The 20,219-nt window shown below is 64.4% G+C and carries 20 protein-coding genes and 1 pseudogene; 18 read left to right on the top strand and 3 right to left on the bottom strand.

Annotation, left to right across the window (positions count from 1 at the left end; all coding sequences use genetic code 11):
- Positions 1 to 35 precede the first annotated feature (35 nt).
- The 4 genes from X742_RS157615 (at position 36) to X742_RS157630 (ending at position 3,607) form a co-directional block, all read left to right on the top strand.
- Positions 36 to 926: an ABC transporter permease gene (locus X742_RS157615; RefSeq protein WP_198019198.1), complete on the top strand. Its 891-nt coding sequence runs from the start codon at positions 36 to 38 to the stop codon at positions 924 to 926.
- Positions 926 to 1,738, top strand: coding sequence for an ABC transporter permease (locus X742_RS157620; RefSeq protein WP_023771844.1), 813 nt, complete (start codon positions 926 to 928; stop codon positions 1,736 to 1,738). Before X742_RS157615 ends, X742_RS157620 begins: the two co-directional genes overlap by 1 nt.
- Before the next feature lie 10 nt (positions 1,739 to 1,748).
- Complete coding sequence (locus X742_RS157625; RefSeq protein ID WP_023771843.1) at positions 1,749 to 2,510, top strand: glucose 1-dehydrogenase; 762 nt, start codon at positions 1,749 to 1,751, stop codon at positions 2,508 to 2,510.
- Positions 2,511 to 2,791: 281 nt separating this feature from the next.
- On the top strand, positions 2,792 to 3,607 hold the full coding sequence (locus X742_RS157630) for a hypothetical protein (protein ID WP_023771842.1): 816 nt from the start codon (positions 2,792 to 2,794) through the stop codon (positions 3,605 to 3,607).
- 337 nt (positions 3,608 to 3,944) lie between these two features.
- Here the strand turns inward: X742_RS157630 and X742_RS1000000173930 are convergent, their stop codons facing one another.
- Complete coding sequence (locus X742_RS1000000173930; protein WP_023771841.1) at positions 3,945 to 4,268, bottom strand: hypothetical protein; 324 nt, start codon at positions 4,266 to 4,268, stop codon at positions 3,945 to 3,947.
- Positions 4,269 to 4,319: 51 nt separating this feature from the next.
- On the opposite strand from X742_RS1000000173930, the gene X742_RS157640 reads away from it, so the two are divergent.
- From X742_RS157640 to X742_RS157685, 10 genes are all read left to right on the top strand, one after another.
- Positions 4,320 to 4,625, top strand: a complete 306-nt coding sequence (locus tag X742_RS157640) for a nucleotide disphospho-sugar-binding domain-containing protein (RefSeq protein ID WP_031247853.1) — start codon at positions 4,320 to 4,322, stop codon at positions 4,623 to 4,625.
- A gap of 16 nt (positions 4,626 to 4,641) precedes the next feature.
- The gene (locus X742_RS157645; RefSeq protein ID WP_023771839.1) at positions 4,642 to 6,012 is read left to right on the top strand and encodes a glutamine synthetase family protein; all 1,371 of its coding nucleotides are present in this window, start codon (positions 4,642 to 4,644) and stop codon (positions 6,010 to 6,012) included.
- A 2-nt stretch (positions 6,013 to 6,014) separates the two neighbouring features.
- The gene (locus X742_RS157650; protein WP_031247852.1) at positions 6,015 to 7,313 is read left to right on the top strand and encodes an FAD-binding oxidoreductase; all 1,299 of its coding nucleotides are present in this window, start codon (positions 6,015 to 6,017) and stop codon (positions 7,311 to 7,313) included.
- Between the two features lie 65 nt (positions 7,314 to 7,378).
- Positions 7,379 to 8,236, top strand: coding sequence for a CoA transferase subunit A (locus X742_RS157655; protein WP_023771837.1), 858 nt, complete (start codon positions 7,379 to 7,381; stop codon positions 8,234 to 8,236).
- Positions 8,233 to 9,033, top strand: a complete 801-nt coding sequence (locus X742_RS157660; protein WP_023771836.1) for a CoA-transferase subunit beta — start codon at positions 8,233 to 8,235, stop codon at positions 9,031 to 9,033. Before X742_RS157655 ends, X742_RS157660 begins: the two co-directional genes overlap by 4 nt.
- A 1-nt stretch (position 9,034) precedes the next feature.
- On the top strand, positions 9,035 to 10,240 hold the full coding sequence (gene pcaF / locus X742_RS157665; RefSeq protein WP_023771835.1) for a 3-oxoadipyl-CoA thiolase: 1,206 nt from the start codon (positions 9,035 to 9,037) through the stop codon (positions 10,238 to 10,240).
- Between the two features lie 153 nt (positions 10,241 to 10,393).
- Positions 10,394 to 11,425 carry a BMP family protein gene (locus X742_RS157670; RefSeq protein ID WP_023771834.1) on the top strand — a complete coding sequence of 344 codons (1,032 nt, stop codon included), beginning with the start codon at positions 10,394 to 10,396 and terminating at the stop codon, positions 11,423 to 11,425.
- Between the two features lie 259 nt (positions 11,426 to 11,684).
- A complete protein-coding gene (locus X742_RS157675) occupies positions 11,685 to 13,172 on the top strand; it encodes an ABC transporter ATP-binding protein (RefSeq protein ID WP_031247851.1) in 1,488 nt (495 codons plus the stop codon).
- The gene (locus X742_RS157680; RefSeq protein ID WP_023771832.1) at positions 13,172 to 14,227 is read left to right on the top strand and encodes an ABC transporter permease; all 1,056 of its coding nucleotides are present in this window, start codon (positions 13,172 to 13,174) and stop codon (positions 14,225 to 14,227) included. Before X742_RS157675 ends, X742_RS157680 begins: the two co-directional genes overlap by 1 nt.
- Complete coding sequence (locus tag X742_RS157685; protein WP_023771831.1) at positions 14,224 to 15,168, top strand: ABC transporter permease; 945 nt, start codon at positions 14,224 to 14,226, stop codon at positions 15,166 to 15,168. The genes X742_RS157680 and X742_RS157685 overlap by 4 nt, the downstream gene beginning before the upstream one ends.
- 90 nt (positions 15,169 to 15,258) lie before the next feature.
- Here the strand turns inward: X742_RS157685 and X742_RS157690 are convergent, their stop codons facing one another.
- The gene (locus X742_RS157690) at positions 15,259 to 16,026 is read right to left on the bottom strand and encodes an SDR family oxidoreductase (RefSeq protein ID WP_023771830.1); all 768 of its coding nucleotides are present in this window, start codon (positions 16,024 to 16,026) and stop codon (positions 15,259 to 15,261) included.
- A 289-nt stretch (positions 16,027 to 16,315) separates the two neighbouring features.
- Between X742_RS157690 and X742_RS1000000172295 the strand changes: the two genes are divergently transcribed.
- Both X742_RS1000000172295 and X742_RS157695 read left to right on the top strand, forming a co-directional pair.
- Positions 16,316 to 16,471, top strand: a complete 156-nt coding sequence (locus X742_RS1000000172295) for a hypothetical protein (protein WP_023771829.1) — start codon at positions 16,316 to 16,318, stop codon at positions 16,469 to 16,471.
- A 154-nt stretch (positions 16,472 to 16,625) separates the two neighbouring features.
- Positions 16,626 to 17,567, top strand: coding sequence for an LLM class flavin-dependent oxidoreductase (locus X742_RS157695; protein WP_023771828.1), 942 nt, complete (start codon positions 16,626 to 16,628; stop codon positions 17,565 to 17,567).
- 6 nt (positions 17,568 to 17,573) lie between these two features.
- Here the strand turns inward: X742_RS157695 and X742_RS157700 are convergent, their stop codons facing one another.
- Positions 17,574 to 18,260, bottom strand: a complete 687-nt coding sequence (locus tag X742_RS157700; RefSeq protein ID WP_023771827.1) for an isochorismatase family cysteine hydrolase — start codon at positions 18,258 to 18,260, stop codon at positions 17,574 to 17,576.
- A 305-nt stretch (positions 18,261 to 18,565) separates the two neighbouring features.
- Between X742_RS157700 and X742_RS01000000170010 the strand changes: the two are divergent.
- Positions 18,566 to 19,218 (top strand): annotated as a pseudogene (locus X742_RS01000000170010) (ATP-binding cassette domain-containing protein).
- A 66-nt stretch (positions 19,219 to 19,284) separates the two neighbouring features.
- Complete coding sequence (exbB, locus tag X742_RS157705) at positions 19,285 to 20,211, top strand: tonB-system energizer ExbB (RefSeq protein ID WP_023771826.1); 927 nt, start codon at positions 19,285 to 19,287, stop codon at positions 20,209 to 20,211.
- The last annotated feature ends 8 nt before the right edge of the window (positions 20,212 to 20,219 follow it).

Genomic DNA, 20,219 nt, shown 5'->3' with positions numbered 1-20,219 from the left:
AGTGGCCTGGATAAAGACAATCGACCGGCGGGCCCATGCCCGCCGGCACCGGGGCGGTTTCGATGCACGGCAACAGATTTCGGCGTAATTTTCTGACCGCCTTGCTGCTCGCGCCGGCGACGGCATGGCTGGTGGTGTTCCTGGTGCTGCCATTCATCGCCATCGCCGTGTTCAGCGTCGGCGAGCGGGCGCCGGAGGGCGGCTACCAGGCAGCCTTCACGCTGGCGCAATATGCCAATCTCCCGGCACGGGCGACCGCGTTCTGGAACACGATGGTGCTGGCGCCAGTTGGCGCGCTCGCCTGCCTGCTTGTCGCCTATCCGGTCGCCTATTACCTCGCCTTGCAGGCGCCGCAGCGCTGGCGGCTGATCCTGCTCGCGCTGGTCGTCATTCCGTTCTGGACCAGCCTTTTGATGCGGACATATGCGTGGATGTACATTCTGGGTGGACGCGGCATCCCGGCGCTGCTCGCCTTTGCCGGCATCGAGGATGTCAGGTTGATCAACACGCCGGGCGCAGTCCTGCTCGGCATCGTCTACGGCTATCTGCCGCTGATGATCCTGCCGATCTATGTCAGCCTCGAACGGCTCGACCGAAGGCTGCTGGAGGCCTCCGCCGATCTCGGCGCGACGCCGTTGTCGACCTTTGTCGGCGTGACCCTGAAGCTGTCGCTGCCGGGCGTGATGACCGGCTTCTCGCTGGTCATGATCCTGCTGCTCGGCGAATACCTGATCCCGACGCTGCTCGGCGGCGGCAAGGTGTTCTTCATCGGCAACGCGCTGGTCGACCTCTTCCTGCAGTCGCGCAACTGGCCGTTCGGGTCGGCCATCGCGATCACGCTGGTGCTGGTCTCGGTGGTGGTGCTGATTGTCGCCAACCGCATTTCGAACCGCGTTGCGGGCGCTCGCCGGGTGGACCTCATCTGATGCGCGCCTTCGTCATTGCCGTCTTTGCGTTCCTCTACCTGCCGATCGTGCTGGTCGTGCTGTTTTCCTTCAACGCCGGCCACCATGCCAGCGAGTTCACCGGTTTCTCGGTGCAGTGGTACGGCAAGGCCCTGTCCAACCCGTTCCTGGTCGAGGCGCTGAAGAACAGCCTGTTCATCGCCACCACCAGCGCCCTGCTGGCGGCGGTGTTCGGCACCGCGGCGGCGCTTGGCCTGGCGCGTGTCGGCGCCAGAACCCGCGCGGTCTTCGACGGGCTGCTTGGCGCGGCGATCGTCGTTCCGGGCGTCGTCATCGGGATCTCGACGCTGGTTGCACTCGTTCAGCTGTTCGCGGTCGTCAATCCGTTCCTCGCCTCGGTCTGGCCGGGCGACCAGCCGCCGCGCCTGTCGCTCGGCTACGGCTCGATCATCGCCGCGCATGGCCTGTTCTCGATGGCGCTGGTGACGATGATCGTCGGCACGCGGCTCGGCAGCCTCGATCGCAATCTGGTCGAGGCCTCCAGCGATCTATACGCCACGCCGTTGACGACCTTCCGCTCGATCGTCCTGCCGCAGATCATGCCGGCGGTGGTCGCCGGTTTCCTGCTCGCCTTCACCTTCTCCTTCGACGACTTCATCGTCGCCTTCTTCGTCGCCGGCGCGCAGACGACGCTGCCGATATATGTCTTTGCCTCTATCCGGCGCGGCGTAACGCCGGAGATCAACGCCATCGCGACGATCGTGCTCGTCGCCTCCGTCCTGCTCGTGGTGCTTGCCCAATGGCAGCTGCGCCAGCGCAAGCCGTCAAACTGAAAGCCGCTCCATGATCCTCAAAGACCGCATCGCCGTGGTGACAGGCGCCGGCTCCGGCATCGGACGTGCCGGCGCCATGATCATGGGCAGGGAAGGCGCGGTGGTCATTATCGCCGACAGGGATGAGGCCGCCGGCGAGGCAACGGCCGCGGATATCCGGGCGGCAGGCGGCCGGGCCGAGGCGATCGCGACCGACGTCTCGAACGACAATGCGGTCGACCAGCTCATCGTCGGTACGCTCGACAGATATCAACGCATCGACATCCTGCACAATCATGCCGGCATCCAGGTCGGCGGCACGCTGACCGAGGTCGAGACCGCCGGCATGGACGCCTCCTGGCGGGTCAATGTGCGGGCGCAATTCCTCGCGGCGAGGATCGTCATGCCGTCGATGATCGCGCAAGGCGGCGGCGTCATCCTCAACACGGCTTCGAATTCGGGTGTGTTCTACGACCGCGAGATGATCGCCTACGCGACGTCGAAGCACGCGGTGGTGGCGATGACCAGGCAGATGTCGCTCGACTATGCCCGGCACAATGTGCGCGTCAACGCGCTCTGCCCGGGCTGGGTCGACACCCCATTCAACGAGCCGTTCATCGCCCAGATGGGCGGACGCGAGGCGATCGAAACCTATGTCCGCACCAAGATCCCGATGGGGCGCTGGGCGGTGGCCGAAGAGATCGCCGAGGCGATCCTGTTCCTCGTCTCGGACCGTTCATCCTTCATGACCGGGCAGGCGCTGGTGATAGATGGCGGCGAGAGCATCGGCTGACGCTGCTTTCATCGATCGACCTTTCCATTTAAGCCGCTTTTTCTGTCGTTTCGCTGGATGCCGGACGGCACAAGACCAAGGTCTAGCGGGCATGGGACTTCAGTGCCATGCTAGGTCACAGGGTGTTTTTCTGTTTCTTTTCAACTTGTTATGCGTACGGCACAGCGCGCGCTCTCGGATTGAGACCGCATTTGTCTAAAGTTTACCGGGTATCATTAGCGATTTCTCATACGCAGGTGGTTCAGCGGTGGGCGAGTGCGGCGATTCCCGAGGAGATTACCATGACAAACCGGAAAACACTGTTCGCGGCCGTTGCCGCATTGGCGCTTCTGGCGTCTCCGGCGCTCGCCGGCAATGGGCATGGCAATGGCGGCGGCAATGCTGGAGGCAATGGCGGCGGCAATGGCAATGGCAATGGCGGCACCCATGGGAATGGCAACGGCAACAGCGGTGCTTCGCACGGCAAGTCGTCGTCGGCACCGGGCCGGGCAGGCAAGACGGAAACGGACACAACGGCCGACACCACGGTTGACACGGACACAAAGGTCTCATCCGTACCCAAGGACAAGAACATCCACGCCAAGCTCGGCCGGCTGAACTCGCTGCAGCGCAACGTCAACGCCTATACGCACTCCAAGAGCAAGAAGTTCGCCGCCATTCAGGCATTCGTGACGCAGTCCGCGAAAGCCAAGAATGCGCAGGCCGCGGCTGCGGCGGCCGCTGCTACGGCTGCCGCGGCCCAGGCTCAACTGGATACGCTGAATTCGCAGTTGAGCGCACTGACGTCGCTGTCTCAGGCCGAAATCGACGCCATGACACCTGAACAGCAGGCGGCCCTGCCCGGCCAGATATCGGCGCTGCAGGCTGACATCACCGCCCAGCAGGCGGTGGTCGACGCCGACAATACGGCGGCCGATGAGGCCGTGGCCGCGGCTGCCGCTGCAGCGGTAGGCACCGATGATGCATCGCTCGACGCGGCGCTGACGGACATGGCCAACAAACCGGTCGACGCCGGGGTCACGGCCTGGGCCCAAGGTGTTCTTGCCGGCAAGATCGACCAGACGGCGGCCAAGCTTCAGGCGGGAACGACGCCGTAGCGGTTCGTCGCTGAAAAGGCAGTAGTCACCAAAGGAGATGCCGCTGGGCTTGGCCCGGCGGCATTGTTGTCCTCCTGGAGCCGCTGCCGTTCAACGACAACGCAGAACCGCTCCTCGCTTCGGCCCGATTGCCGGCGAAAATCGCTAGACATTTTTCCTGGAATTGCATGGCGCGGCCAATCTGCTGCTGGCGTCCTTGGCGCACTGCCGCGACTGACGACCTATCTGCGTTCGATCGGCGATACGGCGACGAGACTCGACCGGATCGAGCCGGAGCGACGTCGAACGGCGCGGCTCTGCCGCGCCGCCGGTTTTACACACACCCAGCCGCTCCGACTCATGCATCAACGTCTTCCGGCTGAAGCAATCGTTGCGCGAGCACCTCAATACACTCGACCATCTCGACAACCGGCGATATGAACTGGGTGCCGATCTGTTTCGCATCCACCTGCGCCTCTCCCGCAGCCGGCGACCGCAGGCGGCCAGGCACGGAGCCGCACTGTTCGGCGTGATCAGCCGGCCGGATTGAAGAGGATGAATTGACGCGTAAAGCCAGCCCGACCGTCGCGCTGTTTTCCAAGGCGGGCCCTGGCGCCGCGCTGAACTGCATTGGCATCGCACAGGCCTTGCGCGCCCGGGGCGTCCAGCCTTCATCCACCATTGCGCGGTGCCCGATAACGTCTACGTCGACGCTTGGGTTCCGCAGCCCTCGGTGGCGCCGAAGTCTGACCTGTTCATCCACGTCGGCAATAACAGCTTTTGCGAGGCGCTGCGCTTCGGCGTGCCGTCGCTGATCATGCCCTATTGCTGGGACGGGCACGACAATGCGCCACGCGCCGGAGAAACCGGCGTCGGCGATCATATCGGCCGCGATGGCTGGACCGAAGGGGGATTGAAGAGAGCCATTCTCGGCCTGCTGGCCGATGACGCCATGCGCGCCCGCCTCAGGGACAATGCAGCCCGGATGGCGCTGCAACCCGGAACGGAAATGGCCGCGCAAGCCATACTCTCTCTCTGATACGGACTTGAACGAAATGCCCGACAAAAACACTAACACCGCGACCAACGACCCCAAGGCCTGGCTCACGCAGCACGGCATCACCGAGGTCGAATGCCTGGTGCCCGACATGAACGGCGTGTTGCGCGGCAAGGCGCTGCCGACCGCCAAACTCCTCAAGGCGCTGGAAGACCGCGCGCTCTATCTGCCGAGCAGCGCCTTCCTGGTCAGCATCGACGGTCGCTATTCCGGCTCTATCGACGAGGGTTTTGCTTATTCGGACCCCGACATGCGCATGGTGCCTGATGTCTCGACGCTGTGCCTGGCGCCGGGTGCGGGGGCGGGCAAGGCCTATGTCTTCGCCGACGCGTTCCACATGGACGGCAGGCCATGGATGGCCTCGCCACGCCACGTGCTGCGCGCCGTGCTCGATCTCTATCGCCAGCGCGGCTGGCGCGCGGTGGTGGCGCCGGAACTCGAATTCTATCTGATCGCGCCGAACCCCGATCCGGACAAACCGCTGACCGCCCCGGTCGGCGCCAATGGTCGCGCCGAGGGTGTGCAGCATCCCTATGACATGGCAGCGCTGGAAGAATTCGAGCCGGTGATCCGGCGCATCTACGACTATTCAGCGGCGGCCGGTCTGCCGCTGGATACGCTGATCCATGAATCGGGCACGGCGCAGCTGGAAATCAACCTGCTGCATGGCGACGCCCTGCCGCTGGCCGACCAGGTGCTTTTGTTCAAGCGGTTTACGCGGCAGGCCGCGCAGCAATGCGGCATGCATGCGACTTTCATGGCCAAGCCGATCACGGCGCAAGCCGGCAGCTCGATGCATCTGCACATGTCGGTCGTCGACGAGGCCGGCAACCCGCTTTTCGCCAGCGGCGACGATGCCGATACCGGGATGTTTGGACACTTCATCGGCGGCTTGCAGAAATATGTTCCGGAAATCATGCCGCTGTTCGCGCCAAACGTGAACTCTTTCCGCCGCATAAGGCCCAACCACAGCGCACCCGCCAATATCGAGTGGTCGCACGACAACCGCTCCTGCGGCCTGCGCGTGCCGGCGGGAGGACGCGCCGCGCGGCGGGTGGAGAACCGGCTGCCTGGGGCGGATTGCAATCCCTATCTGGCGATCGCCGGGTCTCTGCTTGCCGGCTATCTGGGCGTCGAGCAGAAACTGCCGCGCTCGGCCGAGGCGTCGGGCAACGCCTACAAGATCAGGAGCACGCTGCCGAAGACCATGGAGGAGGCACTCGACCGCTTCGCCGCCTGCGGCCCGGTACGCGAATTGCTCGGCGAGGACTTCTTCCAGACCTATCTGCGCGTCAAGAGCGTCGAACTCGACCTATTCCAAAGCGTGGTGACGAGCTGGGAACGCGATCACCTCTTGCTGAAGGTGTGATGATGGAATCTTTAACGGGGTTCAATTCCGGTCTCGATATCGGCAAATCCTACTACGTCGCCACCGCCAATCCGGCGCCGGACCATCCGGCGCTCGTCGGCGATGTCGAAACCGATCTGGTCGTCGTCGGCGGCGGCTGCACCGGGCTGTCGGCCGCCCTTCACGCCGCAGAACGCGGGCTGAAGGTGGTGCTGCTCGAAGGCGGCAAGGTCGGCTGGGGCGCATCGGGCCGAAATGGCGGCCAGATGATCCCCGGTCTGCGCAAAGGCGCCAAGGGTCTGGTCAAGATCTACGGAGCCGAGCGGGCCAAGATGCTGTTCGATCTCGCTTTCGAAGCGCGCCGCCTGGTGCTCGAGCTCATCGAGCGCAATGCCATCGAGTGCGATCTAAGGCTGACCGGCCATCTGGTCGGCGCGGTCAACGGATCCGATCTCAGGGATCTGGAAGAAGAGGCCAAGTGCCTCGAGAGCGCGATGAAATTCCGCGAGGTCGAGATACTCTCGGCGGCGGCGGCTCGGGCCAAGGTCGACACGCCTTATCATGGCGCCATGTATGAGCCGCTCGGCGGCCACATGCACCCGCTCAACTACACGCTTGGGCTTGCCCGCGCGGCTGTGGCGGCCGGCGTGTTCATCCACGAAAATTCGGTGGCCGTGAAGCTGGAGCGCGAACCCTCGATCCGGGTCTCGACGGCAAAGGGATCGGTGCGGGCCCGACATGTCGTGCTGGCGGGCGACGCGCTGCTCAACGGGCTGGAGCCGCGCGTCAACAGCCGCATCATGCCGGTCGGTAACTACATTGTCGCTACCGAGCCGCTGGAGGGCGCGCGAAACGTCATCCCGGCCAATGTCGCGGTGTCCGATACACGCTTCGTCGTCAACTATTACCGGATGTCCGCGGATGGACGCCTGCTGTTCGGCGGCGGCGAGCGCTACACGCCGTCACCGCCGGCCGACATTGCCGGTTTCGTGCGGCCGCACATGGAGAGCACCTTTCCGCAACTCAAGGGCTGCCGCATCGATCATGCCTGGGGCGGGCTGGTGTCGGTAACGACCTCGCGGCTGCCGCATGTCGGGCATTATGGCGAAGTCTATTTCGCGCACGGCTATTCCGGCAAGGGCGTCATCCTGTCGACGCTCTCGGGCAAGCTTTTGGCCGAGGCGATCACCGGCGACGCCTCACGGCTCGACCTGTTCTCGACGTTGACACCAATGCCGTACCCGGGAGGCACGGCGCTGCGCGGGCCGCTCTATGTGCTGGGCATGCTTTGGTACGCGATGCGGGATAGGATCAAGCATTGAGGGGTGTGTAGTTTCGCCACTTTCAGACCCTGGCGGGACGGCCTTTTTGAATCGGAGCCCGATCAATGGTCAAATTCCTGCCGCTCAAGCAGGCCGTTGCGGAGAACCTCAACGATGGCGACGTGGTCGCCTTCGAAGGCTTCACCCATCTGATCCCGACAGCCGCAGCGCATGAGGCGATCCGCCAGGGGTTTCGCGACCTAACCCTGATCCGCATGACGCCGGACCTGATCTACGACCAGATGATCGGCATGGGCATGGCCAAGAAGATCGTCTTCTCTTATCTCGGCAATCCCGGTGTCGGCCTGCTGCGGCGCGCCCGCGATGCGATCGAGAACGGGTTTCCCCGGTCGATCGAGGTCGAGGAACACAGCCATGCCGGCATGGCCAATGCCTATGAGGCGGGCGCGGCCGGCCTGCCCTGCGCGGTGTTCCGCGGCTACTGCGGCACCGGGCTGACTGATGTCAATCCGAACATCAAATCGGTGACTTGTCCGTTCAGCGGCGAGGTGCTGGCGGCCGTGCCTTCCATCCGGCCCGATACCACTTTCATCCATGCGCAGAAAGCCGACCGGAAAGGCAATGTGCTGGTAGAGGGCATCATCGGCATCCAGAAGGAAGCGGTCCTGGCGGCCAAACGCGCCGTGGTGACGGTCGAGGAGGTGGTCGACAATTTTGACGATCTCCATCCCAATCTGACCGTGCTGCCGCGTTGGGCGATCGCGGCGATCTCGGTCGTGCCGGGCGGTTCGCACCCCTCCTATGCCCATGGCTATTACGCGCGCGACAACGCGGCCTATCTCGAATGGGACGAGATTGCCGCCGACCGCGAAAAATTCCGGGCCTGGATGCAGGCCAACGTGATCGAGAAGAGCGCCGACGATTTCGCGGCCCGGGTCGATCATTTGAGGAAAGCGGCATGAGCGACAATCATCTCGGCTTCACCCCCAATGAGATGATGACCATCGCCGCAAGCCGGGCGCTGAGGAATGACGACGTCTGCTTCGTCGGCATCGGCGCGCCGTCCGCGGCCTGCAACGTCGCGCGGCTGACGCATGCGCCCGACATCACCTTGATCTATGAGAGCGGCACGATCGGGACGGCGCCCGACGTGCTGCCGCTGTCGATCGGCGATGGCGAATTGTGCGAAACCGCCGTCACCACCGTAGCCGTGCCGGAGATGTTCCGCTACTGGCTGCAGGGCGGCCGCATTTCGATCGGCTTTTTGGGCGCGGCGCAACTCGACAAGTTCGGCAACATCAACACCACGGTCATCGGCGACTATTTCCATCCCAAGACCCGACTGCCCGGCGGCGGTGGCGCACCGGAGATCGCGACGTCGTCGAAAGAGATCTACATCACCATGGCGCAAACCAAGCGCGGCATGGTCGAGAAGATCGATTTTTTTACCTCCTTCGGCCATGGCGAGGGCGGCGACCACCGACAGCGGTTGGGCATCCATACATCCGGCCCGACATTGCTGATTACCGATCTCGCCATGTGGAAGCCGGATCCGGTGACCAAGGAATTCACCGTTGTCTCTCTTCATCCCGGGGTCACCCGTCAGCAGGTGCAGGAGAGCTGTGGCTGGGTCGTTAAGTTCGCCGAGGCGCTTGACGAAACACCGGCGCCAAGCGAACTCGAACTCGCGACATTGCGCGACCTGCAGGCCCGCACCAAGGCGGCGCATGAGGGAACCGGAAAAACAAAGGCTGCATAAAATGGCCGAGGCCTATATCTGCGACTACATCCGCACGCCGATCGGTCGCTTCGGCGGTTCGCTGTCTTCGGTTCGTGCCGACGACCTTGCTGCCATCCCCTTGAAGGCGCTGGCCGAACGCAATCCCGGCATCGACTGGCAGCGGATCGACGACGTTGTCTATGGTTGCGCCAACCAGGCCGGCGAGGACAACCGCAACGTGGCACGCATGGCCTTGCTGCTGGCTGGACTGCCGAAGGAGATACCGGGCTCGACGGTCAATCGCCTGTGCGGCTCGGGCATGGATGCGCTGACCATCGCGGCGCGTGCCATCAAGGCCGGCGAGGCGGAACTGATGATCGCGGGTGGTGTCGAATCGATGAGCCGCGCGCCTTTCGTCATGCCCAAGGCCGACACCGCCTTCTCGCGCAATGCCGAGATTTACGACACCACCATTGGCTGGCGCTTCGTCAACCAGCTGATGAAGAGGCAATACGGCGTCGATTCCATGCCGGAGACCGGCGAGAATGTGGCGGGAGACTTCGCGGTTTCCCGCTCGGACCAGGATGCCTTTGCCGTGCGCAGCCAGGACAAGGCTGTCGCCGCACAAGCCAATGGCCGGCTGGCGAAGGAGATCACCCCGGTGACCATCCCGCAGCGCAAGGGCGATGCGGTCATCGTGTCAAAGGATGAACATCCTCGCGCCGGCACAACCGTCGAGGCGCTGGCCAAATTGCCGACGCCGTTCCGGCAAGGTGGCACGGTGACGGCCGGCAATGCGTCGGGCGTCAATGACGGCGCGGCGGCACTGATCGTTGCCTCGGAAGCGGCGGTGAAGACATACGGGCTGACGCCGATCGCCCGTATTCTTGGCGGGGTCGCCGCCGGGGTCGCGCCGCGCATCATGGGCATCGGTCCGGCGCCAGCGACGCAGAAGCTCTGCGCGCGGCTTGGCCTGACGCCGCAACAATTCGATGTCATCGAACTCAACGAAGCCTTTGCCTCGCAAGGCATCGCCGTGCTGCGCCAGCTCGGTATTGCCGAGGATGCGCCGCATGTGAACCCGAATGGCGGCGCCATCGCACTTGGCCATCCCCTGGGCATGTCGGGCGCGCGCATATCCGGCACGGCGGCGCTGGAGCTGCGTGAGCGCGGCGGCCGCTACGCGCTGGCCACCATGTGCATCGGCGTCGGCCAGGGCATTGCCATCGCCCTCGAACGGGCCTGAGCAATCGCCCTTCCTGGCTGGGCCAGGAGAGTGGATATGCTCGAGCCTGCCAAATTTGACCATGTGGACAAAAGTCCGGACCCGTTCCATAGTTCCCTGTCTGATTTCAGGAACGGCCGGCTCGACAAGGCTGTCAAACAGAGGGGCACTTCAATGGAAGACCGGAAGAACAGATCTCATTCGATGCGCGAAGGGCTGTCGCGGCGCAACGTGCTGGAGCTCGGCGCGCTTGGCCTGGCCGCGACGATGCTGCCGGGTGCGGCCCACGCGGCGGGCAAAAAACTGAAGGTGGCGGCGATCTTCGCCACGCCGATCGAGGAACCCTGGGACAACCAGATCCACGTCGCCTTGCAGAAGGCCGAGAAGGAATTGGGCATCGAATACAAATGGTCGGAAAAGGTCCAGACCGCCGACTTCAGCCGCGTCATGCGCGAATATGCGCAGGGCGGGTACCAGCTGGTGCTGGGCGATGCCTTCGCCGCCGAGCGTGAATCGCGCCGCACGGCAAAGCAGTTTCCCAAGACAGCCTGGCTGTTCGGCTCTGGCGCCGGGCCGGCCGAGCCGAATTTCGGCGTGTTCGACAACTGGATCCACGAGCCCGCCTATCTCTCCGGCATGATCGCCGGCAAGATGTCGAAGTCAGGCACGGTCGGCGCGGTGGCGGCGATGGGCATTCCGGAAGTGAACCGGCTGGTCAACGCCTTCTTCGCCGGCGCCAAGGAGGTCAACCCGAACGTCAAGAAGAAGGTCGCCTTCATCGGCTCCTTCTTCGATCCGCCCAAGGCCAAGGAAGCCGCGGTGGCGCAGATCGATGCCGGGGTCGATGTCATCTATGCCGAGCGCTTCGGCGTCATCGAGGCGGCGGTGGAAAAGAAGATCTTCGCCATCTCCAACATGTCCGACCAGTCGAGTCTCGGCCCCGACACCGTCATCACCGGTCCGGTCTGGGACATGTACCCGACGGTCGAGCAGGCGATCAAGCTGGTCAAGGCCGGTGTCTACACGGCGCAGGATTATGGCGATTTCTCGCGCATGGCCAAGGGCGGTTCGTATCTGGCGCCCTTCCACAAGTTCGACAAGACCTTGCCCGCCGAGGTCAAGGATCTGGTCGAGAAGAAGAAGGCCGAGATCCTGGAAGGCAATTTCCGCGTCGACGTCGACGAGAACACGCCGGTTTCGGATTGACGCTAATGGTTGAGGGGCTGGCGCGTGGCGCCACCCTCTGTCCTGCCGGCCATCTCCCCCTCAAGGGGTGAGATTGCAGCTCGCCGGCAGTGCTTGTCTCTCCAAACGCTGGAGGTGCCGAGAGCCGAAGTGACATCTGATCTCCCCGCTTGAGGGGGAGATGGCCGGCAGGCCAGAGGGGGTGCAGCGCCGCTCTCCGGGGCTAAGCTGGATCGCAAAGTCAGGAGACCCCTTGCCGACGTCCGCCCTACTCATCGAAATGCGCGGCATCACCAAGACCTTCGGCGCCGTCAAGGCGAACGAGGCTGTGGATCTCAGCGTGGCGCCGGGCGAAATCCTCGGGCTGCTCGGCGAGAACGGCGCCGGCAAGACGACATTGATGAACGTGCTGTTCGGTGCCTACGCGGCGGATGCCGGTGAGATCCTGATCCAGGGCCAGCCAGTCAGGATCACCAGCTCGGCCGATGCGCTGGCCGCGGGCATCGGCATGGTGCATCAGCATTTTCATCTGGCGCCACGGCTCACCGTGCTGGAAAATCTGCTCATCGGTATTCCCGGCAAATCGGGACGGATCGACCGCAGCGCCGGGCTGGCGCGGCTTGCTGAAATCAGCAGCCAGCACGGGCTGACTCTCGATCCCAATCAGCCGGTCTCGGCGTTGTCGGTCGGCGAGCAACAGCGGCTCGAAATAGTCAAGGCGCTGTTTCGCGGCGCCAAGCTCTTGATCCTTGACGAACCGACGGCGGTGCTGGCGCCGAGCGAGGTCGACGGGCTGTTTTCGGCCCTACGCTCGATGGCGGCGCAAGGCCTGGGCATCATCTTCATCTCGCACAAGCTCAACGAGGTGCGGGCGCTGACCCATCGCTGCACCGTGCTGCGGCATGGCCGCGTCGCGGGCCGTGTCGACGACCCAGCCAACACGACGTCGGCTGCAATGGCTGAACTGATGTGCGGCCATGAGATCGTGCCGCCGGCAAGGGGATCGTCGATGCCCGGCGCCGATGTGCTGACGCTCGAAGGCATTTCAACCTCGAAGCATTCCGGCACGGCGTTGCGCGATGTCTCACTCGCGGTTCGTGCCGGCGAAATCCTCGGCATCGCCGGCGTCTCCGGCAACGGTCAGCGGGCGGTCGCGGAGATTATCTCGGGCACGCGTGCGCCCGACAGCGGTCTAATGACAATAGCGGGCAAACAGGTCGTGCGCTTCTCGCCGCGCGAAGTGCAGGCACTCGGCCTTGGCCGCATCCCGGAAGATCGCATGACGACGGGGCTGGTCACCAATTTGCCGCTCGCCGATTCGATGGTGCTGCCGCGCATCGGTACTTCAGCCTTCTCCGCCAAGGGCCTGCTCAAGCCGGATGCGATCCGCGCTTTCGCCGAAGAACAGATCAAGGCCTATGACATCAGATGTCCCGGGCCGATGACGCGCGCCGGCGCGCTGTCCGGTGGCAATCTGCAGAAGGCGCTTCTGGCGCGCGAGCTTGCTTTCGATCCGAAGGTGCTGATCGTCTCACAACCGACACGTGGCCTCGACATCGGTGCGGCGCGCTTCATCCATGAAAAATTCCTCGACATGCGCGCCAAGGGCTGCGGCATCATCGTCATCGGCGAGGATCTGGAGGAACTGCTGGTGCTGTGCGACCGCATCGCGGTGATGTATGAGGGCCGCATCGTCGGCACGCTGGACAGTGCCGACGCGACCGTCGCCCGGCTCGGCCTGCTGATGACGGGCGCGGAGGGCCACTGATGTTCCGCCTCGAAGTCCGCACGTCCACGCCCGCCTGGTTCAACCTCGCGCTGCCGCTGCTGGCGATTGTCGCTACGCTCATCCTGTGCAGCGGCCTGATCGCGCTGGCCGGGGCGGGGGTGTTCGAGTCCTACGGCGTGATGTTCACGGCCTCGCTTGGCGACAGCTACGCCATCACCGAAACGCTGGTCCGTGCCGCCCCGATGATCTTTACCGGGCTGGCGGTGGCGGTCGCCTTCCGCGCAAAGTTCTGGAACATCGGCGCGGAAGGGCAATTGCTGGCCGGCGCGGTGGCGAGCTGTTTCGTCGGTGCGATCCCGATGCCAGGACCGCTTGCCATGCTTTTCATGGCTCTGGCGGGGGCGGCCGCGGGCGCGGCGGTCGCGCTGGTGCCTGCGACGCTGCGCGTAAAGTTCAAGGTCGACGATGTCGTGAGCTCCTTGCTGCTCAATTCGGTCATCTATTATGCCCTGATGGCGCTGATCGAGGGACCGTGGAAGGACAGCTTCAGCGGCTATCCGATCTCGCCGCCGATCGAGGATTCGGCGAACTTTCCGGTGCTGGTCGAAGGCACGCGGCTGCATCTCGGTGTCGTCGCGGCGCTTATCGCGGCCCCGTTGGTCTGGTTCCTGATCGTGCGCACGACGCTGGGCTTCCGGATCAGGGTCACCGGCGAAAACCCGGAAGCGGCACGCTATGGCGGCATCCATGTCGAGCGCGTGCTGCTGTCGACGGCGCTGCTGTCGGGCGCGTTGGCGGGGCTGGCCGGCGTCGGCGAGGTCGGCGGCGTGCATTTCCAGGTGATGAGCGATATCTCGCCGGGCTACGGCTATTCCGGCATTGTCGTCGCCATGCTGGCGCGGCTCAACCCGCTCGGCGTCGTGCCGGCGGCGATCTTCCTCGCAGCCGTGATGACCGGCGCCGAGGCTATGTCGCGCGCGACCGGCGTGCCGGCATTCCTCAGCGACGTCATCCAGGGCACGGCGCTGCTCGCCATGCTGGTGGCGCTGCTGTTCACGGCCTATCGTATCCGCCGCGTCGGAGCCATTGGATGAGCGCGGTGTTCGAACAGATTTTTCAGGTCGGCTTTCTCGCCGCCATCATCCGCATCGCCACGCCGCTAGCCTTTGCGACGCTCGGCGAAATGTTCTCCGAACGGGCCGGCGTGCTCAATCTCGGCATCGAAGGCATCATGCTGCTCTGCGCCATGACCGGCTTCACCGCCACCAGCCTCAGTGGAAGCCTGTGGCTCGGTGTGCTGGTGGCGGTGCTGACCGGCATGCTGATGGGCGCGCTGCATGCGCTGTTCACGGTAGTGCTCGGCCTCAGCCAGCATGTCTGCGGCATCGGCGTCACGCTGTTCTCGTCGGGGCTGGCCTATTTCCTCTACCGGCTGATCTTCGGCCAGCAATCGGTGCCGCCGAGCATCAAGGGATTTCAGACGCTGCCGATCCCGGTTTTCTCGGACATTCCCGTGCTGGGACCCGCGGTGTTCAACCAGTTCGCGCTGGTCTACATGGCCATCCTGGCCATTCCTCTGGCGGCCTTCATCCTTTACCGCACCCCCTGGGGGCTGTCGGTGCGCATGGTCGGCGAGAACCCGCGCGCGGCCGACTCTGCCGGCGTCAGCGTGATTGCCACGCGCTTCCAGGCCGTCATTCTCGGCGGCGCCCTGATGGGGCTCGCTGGTGCTTTCCTTTCGATGGCGCAGTTCAACGCCTTCACCTTCGGCGTCGTTTCCGGGCGCGGCTGGGTGGCGATCGCGCTGGTCGTCTTCGGCCGTTGGGATCCCTGGCGCTCGGCAGGGGCCGCGCTGCTGTTCGCCTTCGTCGATGCCTTGCAATTGCGCATGCAGGCGAGCGGCCTCGGCCACATCCCTTACGAGGCGTTCCTGATGCTGCCGTTCATCTTCACCATCGTCGCCATGGCCGTCATGTCGCGCAACGCGATGGCGCCGTCAGCGCTGCTCAAGCCGTTTCGAAGGGAAGAGCGATAGACTCAGGATTGGGTGTCCTTCCTATCCCTCCGGAGGGGGAGAGGAAGGGCGTCAAGCTGTCCCGGGATGAAGACTGGACCTTGGGACGCCTCACATCGCTGTAAACCCATTATCGACAAACAGATGCGTGCCGTTGACGAAACTGGACTCGTCGCTGGCCAGGTAAAGCGCTGCCTTCGCCACCTCTTCAGGCTCGCCGATGCGGCCCTGCTGCGCCGCAAGTGCGGCATCGGATACATCGACGCCGAGCTTACCGAGATCGGCAACTTCCCGCAGACCGTGCGGCGTGCGGATGAAACCGGGGCAAACCGCGTTGCAACGGATGTTGCGGTCGCGGAATTCCACCGCGATGGCGCGGGCGAACATGTGGCAGGCGCCCTTGGTGGTGTCGTAGAGCACTTCGTTCGGCGTTGCCGCCACCGCCGAGATCGACGAGGTGCAGACGATCGAGCCCCCGGCCGCCGCGATCATCCCGGGCAGCACGGCACGCGTCATGAGGAACATCGAGCGCACATTGACGGCGTGCAGCCAGTCCCATTCCTGAACCGTCGTCTCCAGGAACGGCTTAATCACGATGGTGCCGGCATGGTTGAACAGCACGGTGACAGGTCCGAGCTTTTCGGTCGCCCCTGTAACCGCAGCCGCGACCTGGGCCTCATCAGACACGTCGGCCACCCAGTGTTCGGCTACGTGTCCCCGCGCGCGTATCGCGGCCGCGGTTGCCGCGGCGGCCGCACCGTTGCGGTCGATGATCGCCACCTTGGCGCCTTCGGCGGCGAACAGTTCCGAGGCCGCGCCCCCCATTCCCGTCGCGCCGCCCGAAATGATGGCGACCTTGCCGGCCAGTCTTGTGCCCATTTTTCTGCTCCCGTTTGGATAATCAGGTTGACTGACAGCGATGCTATCCCCTCCTGAACCGACTGGCCAATGCACGAAATAGGCGCAGCAATGACAAGCACCTAGGTCCCTCGCATGCGCATGGAGCGATGCCGCCGCGCTCTTCCGATCTGTTGCCGGGACCCATGCCAACAGCAACTTCACACCAATTTTCGGCTCTCTATGAGAAAATAATTCTGCCAGTTGCACGAAAATAGCAATCGACAAAGTCTACAAATTTTATAGATTAAGCGGCAAGACGGAGGTCGACATGTCCTATTTGCAGAACGCCCAGACCGACAGCAACGGCCAGCGAGTGGCCAATGCCCAGGGCTTTCGCCCGGCCTATGCCGGCGCTTTCGCCTATCTCGTCTTTGCCCTTGCGTTCGTGTTCACCGGGGCAGTCGTGCTGGGCCTTATTCCCTAAGGCGCGGGATCGACAGGGGCTGCTGCCCCACAGCTTTCAGGCAATCGGAGTTGCAGGCAATCGGAGTTGAATGAGCCGGATCCCGGAGCGTTTTCGCGCGCCTGAGGATTTGCATTTCACAGCATCAGTGATTCCAGTGATGGAGGAGATGACAATGCCGATCGAATTCACGCATATACCCGGCAAGACCGCCGACGCGGCGGTTCCCTTTTTCTATGACTTCGCCGAGACCTCGACCAAGCTCGGGCTGATCGAGGACGGCGGTTTCCAGAAGATCGTCGTCGACGATTCGGCCGGGCTGCTGACCAACATGGATCTTGCGTCGCAGGTGCTCAACCGCACCGGTTCGCTGGAAGTGGTGCTCACCCACTGGGCCGGCGTGATCGAACCGACGGTGGCTGCCCGCCAGCTGGCCTCCATCGACAGGCAGAGCGGCGGACGGCTGGCGCTCAGGATGATCAGCGAGCCCTTGAACGACGACGATGCCGAGACGCGGCCGGTCGGACATGGCGTCGTCTGGCAGCGCATCGACGAATATCTGGTGCTGTTGAAGCGGCTGTGGTCGAACGACCGGCCCTTCGATCACGAAGGCGCGTTCTACAGCATCAAAAACGGTTATGTGCCGCGCAAGGGCCCACATGGCGCCGACCTCTTGGTGCGCATGGGCGGGCAATCCGGAACGGCGCTGAAGGTGGCCGGCCGGCATGCCGATGTCTTCGAACTGGCGCCGGGGCCGATCGACGATATCAGGCAATTAATGGAGCGGGCACGTGGCGCCGCGGCCGAACATGGCCGTGCCGGCAAACTGCGCTTCGCGCTTCCGGTCAGGATCCACCAGGGTGTTTCCGCCGCCGGCCACAAGGCCGTGGACCTATCCGGCCCGCCGGCCCAGGTCGCGCTGTCGCTGCTCGCCTATGCCGGGCTCGGAATCGATGAGTTCATGATCGTCGGCGTCGACACGCCGCGCGAGATCGCGACAGCCGGCCGGGAAACATTGGCGCTGCTGCGCAACTCGCTGGCGCGCCGGGAGGCCAGCGAGTTCCAGCCTGGAGCTTATGCCCCTCGCCCAGGATTGGAGACGCGAGCAGCGGGGTGAAGCCCATCAATCGTCTGTTGCTTCAGGCCTGTCGCCAAGCCGCGACAGGCCCTTAATGACAGCGTCCGAATCGGCCAGCACGCCGAAGACGCCGTCCTCGACCGTCACCATGTGCAACGCCGCTTCATGCGCTTGTCTGTCGCCGCTGGCGCAGGCGTCCGAAATCGTCAGGCACTGGAAATTGCGGTCACAGGCCTCGCGCAGCGTGGTGTGGACGCAGACATCCGTCGTGCATCCGGAAAACATCAGATGCGTGATGCCTTGCGCACGCAGCACAAGCTCGAAATCCGTATAGGTGAAGGCGCTGTTGCAGGTCTTGTCGACGATGATGTCGTGCGGCGCGACGTCGATCTCCGGAACGATCTGGAACCCAGCGCCTGAGCGCAGCAGGACGTCGGTGCCGTCGAGGCCGGAACGCTTGCGGCGCCATTTCTCGTAGGGCATCATGTCGGCCATGTCGGCGCGGTAACCCTGTCTGGTGTGGATGACCCTGACGCCGGCTTTGCGCGCGGCGGCGATCAGGCGGTTCACGACGGGCAGGATCGCCCGCAGCGGCGATGGGTCATACCCCTTCCTGGCGAAATAGCCCGATGTCGACAGGAAATCCTGTTGCAGGTCGATGACGACCAGCGCGGTGTTTTCGGTAACCAGCCGGCCGTCATAAGGGTAGTCGAAGGGTGTCGCGTTGATCATCCGGAGCTCCTTGCCGCCGGCTCACCCTAGCGTGTCCGCATCGATGCGGCGACACCTGGTGCCGACATGCGGTCCGGGCCGGAGATCGCCGGCGCGGATCGGCCGGCTGCGCGAACGACGGCCCGTACGCGGCAACAATGACGCCCGCCCTGGAGCGTTTCAGTTTTGCGGCGCATTCCCAAATTGCCGAGTGTTGCGGTCACCTTAAATCTTGACTATTAAGTTCATGTTTCATAGTCAACCGGGCACCTGCCTCCGCAGCCAGGATCGGAATGCGGTGGCCGGGCTGGAGAAATGCCGTGACCATGGGCGAAGCCGATAGCCAGACAGCATTCGATATCGATGCAGTGTGTTTCGCCGTCAACGGGCGGACGCTGCTCGGTCCGGTCTCGCTCGAATTGCGGCGCACGCGCGTCTACGGGCTGATCGGCCATAATGGTTCGGGCAAATCGACGCTGATCAAGCTTTTGGCGCGCCAGCAGCCGGCAAGCTCCGGCGCCATCACTTTCGCCGCGCGGCCGCTATCCCAATGGGGCGCGCGCGAGCTGGCGCGGGCTCTTGCCTATCTGCCGCGGACGACGCCGGCGGCGACGGGCTTGACCGTGCGCGAGCTGGCAACGCTTGGACGCTATCCATGGCACGGCGCGCTTGGGCGTTTCGGCGTCATGCTGCTCGACGAGCCGATCTCGGCGCTCGACCTCGCACATCAGGTCGCGGTGCTGGGCCTGGTCAGGGAGCTCAGCCGCAAGCGCGACTGTGCGTCGTCGTGGTGCTGCACGACCCCAACATGGCGGCGCGCTACCGCGATGAGCTGATCGCGCTGAAGGACGGCAAGCTGCTGACGCGCGGCACACCGGACGAAATCATGCGGAGCGATGTGCTCAAGGACATTTTCTGCGTCGAGATAGGTGTGTTCGCGCATCCCGTCACCGGCCAACCCGTCGGTCATGTGCGGTGAAGTCGTCGCCAGCGATTGCAGGAACCAAGCAAGCGGCTGGCCGCCGTGAGAACAAGGAAGAAGCTCATGTCGAGACATGGTTTGTTGGCGGCGGTGGTCGCATCGCTTATCCTGGGGACAACCGGGGCGATGGCCCAGGAGCAACCGGCCGGCTCTTCTCCAGCGGTTGAGGCCCCTGCCGCGCCGGTACAAGCAGCACCAGCTGCCATGGCGCCCGCGCAGCCAGCCGGCCAGCCGAGCGCGACAGCGCCGGCCGAGGCCGCGCCTGCCGGAGCGATGGACCTGAACCTGCCGCATGACCTGTCGCCATGGGGCATGTTCAAGGCGGCCGACATCATCGTGAAGGCGGTGATGACTGGACTGGCCTTCGCGTCGCTCGTCACCTGGACGACATGGCTGGCCAAATCGCTGGAGATTTTCGACGGCAAGCTGCGCCTCCGCCGTGCCGTCCTGGCGATCGGCGATGCCGCGACGCTGAAGCAGGCGAGCCGCGCGCTCGACCGCGGTGGCGGCCCCGGCGCGCTCCTGGTGCGGGCAGCGGAAGAAGAGGCCGCGCTTTCGGCCGATGCGCTCGACCATGTCGGCGGTGACGGACTGAAGGAACGGGTCAGCTCGCGCCTGTCGCGCATCGAGGCGGCTGCGTCGCGGCGCATGTCGCGCGGCACTGGCCTTCTGGCGACGATTGGTTCCACCGCGCCTTTCGTCGGCCTGTTCGGCACCGTCTGGGGCATCATGAACGCCTTCATCAGCATCTCGCGGGCCCAGACCACCAATCTCGCCGTGGTCGCGCCGGGCATCGCCGAAGCGCTGCTGGCCACCGCGATGGGTCTCGTCGCGGCCATCCCAGCTGTGGTGATCTACAACGTCTTCGCCCGCTCGATAGCCGGCTACCGGCAGATCCTCGCCGACGCCTCGGCCGGCGTCGAACGGCTGGTCAGCCGCGACCTCGATTTCCGCGCGATAGCGCCGGCGACAGCCTTGGCGGCGGAGTAGCGGGAGCG

This window comes from Mesorhizobium sp. LNHC229A00 (assembly GCF_000502415.1).
Classification (GTDB): domain Bacteria; phylum Pseudomonadota; class Alphaproteobacteria; order Rhizobiales; family Rhizobiaceae; genus Mesorhizobium.
Note: the sequence above shows the minus strand (reverse complement) of the source record. Positions and strands in the feature narration are given on the sequence as shown.

Bases quoted from the DNA above. Each gene is read 5' to 3' on its own strand.
- X742_RS157625 (WP_023771843.1), top strand. From the start codon at position 1,749: ATGATCCTCAAAGACCGCATCGCCGTGGTGACAGGCGCCGGCTCCGGC.
- X742_RS157690 (WP_023771830.1), bottom strand. From the start codon at position 16,026: ATGGGCACAAGACTGGCCGGCAAGGTCGCCATCATTTCGGGCGGCGCG.
- X742_RS157700 (WP_023771827.1), bottom strand. From the start codon at position 18,260: ATGATCAACGCGACACCCTTCGACTACCCTTATGACGGCCGGCTGGTT.
- X742_RS157655 (WP_023771837.1), top strand. From the start codon at position 7,379: ATGGTCAAATTCCTGCCGCTCAAGCAGGCCGTTGCGGAGAACCTCAAC.
- X742_RS157685 (WP_023771831.1), top strand. From the start codon at position 14,224: ATGAGCGCGGTGTTCGAACAGATTTTTCAGGTCGGCTTTCTCGCCGCC.
- X742_RS157660 (WP_023771836.1), top strand. From the start codon at position 8,233: ATGAGCGACAATCATCTCGGCTTCACCCCCAATGAGATGATGACCATC.
- X742_RS157680 (WP_023771832.1), top strand. From the start codon at position 13,172: ATGTTCCGCCTCGAAGTCCGCACGTCCACGCCCGCCTGGTTCAACCTC.
- X742_RS157615 (WP_198019198.1), top strand. From the start codon at position 36: ATGCCCGCCGGCACCGGGGCGGTTTCGATGCACGGCAACAGATTTCGG.
- X742_RS157675 (WP_031247851.1), top strand. From the start codon at position 11,685: ATGCGCGGCATCACCAAGACCTTCGGCGCCGTCAAGGCGAACGAGGCT.
- X742_RS1000000173930 (WP_023771841.1), bottom strand. From the start codon at position 4,268: ATGGTGGATGAAGGCTGGACGCCCCGGGCGCGCAAGGCCTGTGCGATG.
- X742_RS157695 (WP_023771828.1), top strand. From the start codon at position 16,626: ATGCCGATCGAATTCACGCATATACCCGGCAAGACCGCCGACGCGGCG.
- X742_RS157670 (WP_023771834.1), top strand. From the start codon at position 10,394: ATGGAAGACCGGAAGAACAGATCTCATTCGATGCGCGAAGGGCTGTCG.
- X742_RS157650 (WP_031247852.1), top strand. From the start codon at position 6,015: ATGGAATCTTTAACGGGGTTCAATTCCGGTCTCGATATCGGCAAATCC.
- X742_RS157645 (WP_023771839.1), top strand. From the start codon at position 4,642: ATGCCCGACAAAAACACTAACACCGCGACCAACGACCCCAAGGCCTGG.
- pcaF (WP_023771835.1), top strand. From the start codon at position 9,035: ATGGCCGAGGCCTATATCTGCGACTACATCCGCACGCCGATCGGTCGC.
- X742_RS157620 (WP_023771844.1), top strand. From the start codon at position 926: ATGCGCGCCTTCGTCATTGCCGTCTTTGCGTTCCTCTACCTGCCGATC.
- X742_RS1000000172295 (WP_023771829.1), top strand. From the start codon at position 16,316: ATGTCCTATTTGCAGAACGCCCAGACCGACAGCAACGGCCAGCGAGTG.
- exbB (WP_023771826.1), top strand. From the start codon at position 19,285: ATGTCGAGACATGGTTTGTTGGCGGCGGTGGTCGCATCGCTTATCCTG.
- X742_RS157630 (WP_023771842.1), top strand. From the start codon at position 2,792: ATGACAAACCGGAAAACACTGTTCGCGGCCGTTGCCGCATTGGCGCTT.